Source organism: Paenibacillus puerhi (genome assembly GCF_009846885.1).
Classification (GTDB): domain Bacteria; phylum Bacillota; class Bacilli; order Paenibacillales; family NBRC-103111; genus Paenibacillus_G; species Paenibacillus_G puerhi.
Genome location: NZ_WUWM01000069.1, coordinates 1 through 4,327, shown reverse-complemented (window position 1 = coordinate 4,327; position 4,327 = coordinate 1). Strand labels below are relative to the sequence as shown.

At 60.4% G+C, this 4,327-nt stretch carries 1 protein-coding gene; it reads right to left on the bottom strand.

Annotated elements, in window-relative coordinates:
• The coding region (locus GSF01_RS28870) for a condensation domain-containing protein (RefSeq protein ID WP_159888720.1) at positions 1 to 4,327 on the bottom strand (4,327 nt) is incomplete at both ends.

The window sequence follows — 4,327 nt, the reverse complement described above, 5'->3', positions numbered from 1 at the left end:
CGGCCGTGAACAAAATCCGCAGCTCCGGCATGCGCTCCGGCTCCAGATACACCGCATAGGTCGGCGGCAGCGCCGCGACCGTGATCCGGTGATCGGCCATATACTGCTCGAACTGCTGGTAATTCAGAATCGTGTCCGATACCGGCACGTACAACGTCGCTCCGCAGAAGAGCGCCTGGAACATCTCCCAGCAGGCGGCATCGAAGGACAGGCTCGCGAACAGCAGCGTTCGGTCCTCCGTCCCGATCCGCAGCGTCTCGTCGTAGTACGCCTTCAGATTCGTCAGGCCGTGATGCTCGACCATGACCCCTTTGGGCTTGCCGGTCGTGCCCGACGTGTAGATGACATAAGCGAGGTCGTCTGCGCCGGATACGGGCGCAAGATTCGCGCCGTCCGCGTCATAGGCGGCAGGGTCGTCCAGGCACACAGTCCGAATGCCCTTGTCGGCATCGCCGGCAAGACGATGGCGCAGGCGCTCCTGGGTCAGCAGAAGCCCGGCCCCCGAGTCCTCCAGCATGTACCGGATACGGTCCTCCGGATACTCCGGATCGATCGGCACGTAGGCGGCGCCCGCCTTCAGGATGCCGAACACGCCGACGATCATTTCGAGCGACCGCTCGACCATCAGGCCGACGAGCTTGTCCCGGCCTGCCCCGTGACGGCGCAGCGTGCGAGCGAGACGGTTGGCCCGCTCGTTGAGCTCGCGGTACGTCAGCTGTCCGTCCTCGGCATACACCGCGAGCTGCTCCGGCGTCTTCTCCGCCTGCTCCTCCAGCAGCCGGTAAATCGTCTTGTCCTGCGGGGAGCTGAGGCTCGTGGCGTTGAACGCCTCGAAGATCTCCGCTTTCTCCTCTGCGGTGACGACCTCCAGCTCGCTGACCGGAATCGACGGATTCGCGACGGCCTGCTCCAGCAGGTGGACCAGATGCCTCTGAATACGCTCCACGCTTGCCCGTTCGAATACGGCGGCATTATAACCGAAGCACAAGCCCATCGCCCGGCCGGGAAGAACGACCAGATTGAAGTCGTAGTTGGTCTGTTCGACCATCTCGACTGCTGTCGTTTGGAAAGGCGCGCGTCCTTCTCCCAGCTGCTCGATCTGCTCCTCCACCGGATAATTTTCAAAGATCACGATATGATTGACCAGATCCTGCTTCTGCTCGGTCAACGACTGGATTTCGTATAGCGGGTACGTATCGTAAGCATGGGAAGCGATCGCCTGCTCCTGCGTCCGCTTGAGAACATCGGTGAAGATGTCATCCGGACCGGCTTGTATTCGTACCGGAATCGTGTTGATGAACAAGCCGACGATGTTCTCTACGCCTGGAATTTCCTCCGGCCGGCCGGACACCACACTGCCGAACACGACGTCGCCGCTTCCGTTATACCGCTGCAGGAGCAAGCCCCAGACCGTTTGAATCAACGTGTTGACCGTTACCTGCTGCTGCTTGGCCGTCTGGTGAATAAGCTCCGTCAGCTCAGCCCCTAGGGTTGAGTCGAGACGCTCCGATACATAGGAGGCGGCTTCCTTGCCAAGCTGCTTCCCGCCCGGGAGCGCCGTCTGCTGCTCGTAGCCCGCCAGGTAGCCGCTCCAGTAGGCCGAAGCTTCCTGGCTGTCCTGACGTTCCAGCCACTCGATATATGCCCGATAAGGCATGACGTCCGGAAGCTGCGGCTGTTTGCGCTCCAGAATGGCGAAGTACGCTTCGAACACTTCCTTGGCTACGAGCGACAAGCACCAGCCGTCCATCACAATATGATGAAAGCTCCAGATAAAACGGTATACATCCGTGCCCGTACGCAGAATCGCGACCCTCAGCAGCGAATCGCGCGCCAGATCGAAGCCACGCGCCTTATCCTCGGCCGTAAACCGGCGGACATAGTCTTCGCGCTCCTCCTCGCTCATGCCGCTCACATCGGCATACGTCAGCTTGCCCGCTCTGCGGCGGAGCACCACCTGGATCGGGTCCTTCTTCCAGCCGGTATAGAAATTCGTGCGCAGCGCCTCATGGCGTTGAATCAGCAAGTCCAGGCTTTGCTCAAAAGCTTGAACCTCAAATTCCCCTTTCAAGTCAAAGGAGGATTGCTCGAAATACGCGCCGGAGCCGGTATCCAGCAAGGTGTGGAACATAATGCCCTTTTGCATAGGCGAAAGCGCGTAGACGTTCTCCAGTCCTCCGGCCGGCACCGTGTGCTCGGACAGCCGCTCCAGTTCTTCGATCGTAAAGCCGCGGAAGGCAAGGTCGCTTGGAGTCAGCTCCCCGTACTCCTTCTCCGCGCAATGGCTGATGATCTCGCGCAGGCAAGCCTCCAGGCAGGCGGCTAGCCGCTCTATCGTTTCCTTGCGGTATTGCTTGCTGCTGTAACGGGCCGTGATCCGCAGCTCTCCGCCCTGGATCATCCCGTTCACATCCAGCTTGAAGCGCAGCTCGGCCTGCTCGCTTGTCGAATCTCCGCCAGTATACGGGGATACCTGAATACCAGACCCTTGCAAATCCTGATCCAACTGCCCCAAGTAATTGAAGCTGATCTCCGGGGCGGCCTTCAGTTCGCTGCGGTCCCCTTCAAGCCCTGTTTGGCCCAGATATCGCAGAATGCCATAGCCGGCTCCCTTATGAGGCACGCTGTGCAGCCGTTCCTTGGTCTGTTTGATCTGCTGAGGCAGAGTCAGCTCCGTCGAGGACTGCAGCAGCACAGGGAACACGCTGGTGAACCAGCCAACCGTGCGCGTTATATCCAGCTCCGGCACAACCGCCTCGCGGCCGTGTCCTTCCAGGCTTACCAGCATGTCGGTCAGGCCGCTCCATCGATGGATGGCCATCCCGAGCGCCGTAAGCAGCAGGTCGTTAATGTCCGTGTTGTATGCCCGATGCGCCTGCTTCAGCAGCCGCTCGGTTTCCTCCCTCGTCCACACCGCCTCGACAACCGCGCTTTCCCGAACGAGCGAGCGTCCATGCGTCTCGTAATCCGTCGGCAGCTGGCGGCAAGGCGCTGACTCCAGCTCCTGCCAATACGCAAGCTCCTGGATGGCCGACGACCGCTGCGCATAGGCTGGAAGCTGCTCGGCCCAAGCCTTGTATGAGTCTGTTTTGTAAGGAAGGCGAACCGGTTCTCCACGAACGGATTGTTCATAAGCCGTCGTAATATCCTCGAACAAAATTCTCCACGATACGGCGTCGATAGCCAGATGATGAACCGCGATCAACAGATGGTCGCCATCTGCGCAGCGGAACAGACCCAGCTTCACCAGAGGACCTTCGGTCAGCGACATCGAGCTTTGAATGACCGTAGAGATCGTCTCGATGACTTCTCCCGGGCTGACCGCATCCTGAAGGTCAAGCACAGTCAGCTCGAAGAGCTCGCCTTCATCCACGCCTCTATACCGGATTTTATAACTGCCGCCTTCCTCCTTCACAACCATCCGCAGCGCATCGTGATGCACGGCGATGCTTGTCATCGTTTGGCGCAGAGCCGTCACATCGAATCCTTCCGCGCGGTAAAGCATGACGGACTGGTTCACATGATGGGCGTCGGTTTGCTTATGCTCGAAGAACCAGTGCTGGATCGGCGTGAGCTCCGCTTCCCCCGTCACTTCGCTTTGATCCGCGATACGGGTCACTTCTCGCACATGCGGGCTCAAAGCGGCAACCGTCGGATGCTCGAACAAGTCTTTCATCTCCAGCTTGTAGCCGGCTTGCAGCATGCGGGAGGAGACTTGAATCGACTTGATGGAATCTCCGCCCAGATCGAAGAAATTATCGTGAATGCCGAGCGTCGGCACCCCGAGTACGCCCTGCCATACGGCTACAAGCGTCCGCTCGGTCTGCGTCCGCGGAGCTGCGTACTCCATGCCGGTGCGAATAATGCCGTGAGGAACCGGCAGCGCCTTGCGGTCGATCTTGCCGTTCGGACTAAGAGGCATCCGCTCCAGCTGTACGAAGTACGACGGCACCATGTAGCTAGGCAGGCTGTCCGCCAGCCGGCTGCGCAGCTCGCTTGCGCCAAGCTCCGACTCCGCGACGTAGTACGCGCACAGCAGCTTGTTGCCCTGGCCGTCGTCGCGCGCCATCACGACCGCTTCCACGACGCCCTCGACATGCAGCAGCTGCGTCTCCACCTCGCCCAGCTCGATCCGGTACCCCCGGATCTTCACCTGGTGGTCGATCCGGCCCAGGTACTCGATGTTGCCGTCCGGCAGCCAGCGCGCCAGGTCTCCGGTGCGGTACATCCGGCTTTGACCGGCAGCTGCGCCAGACTCCAGCGCTGCGAACGGATCCAGCGTAAACTTCTCCGCCGTCAGCTCCGGACGGTTCAGATACCCCCGTCC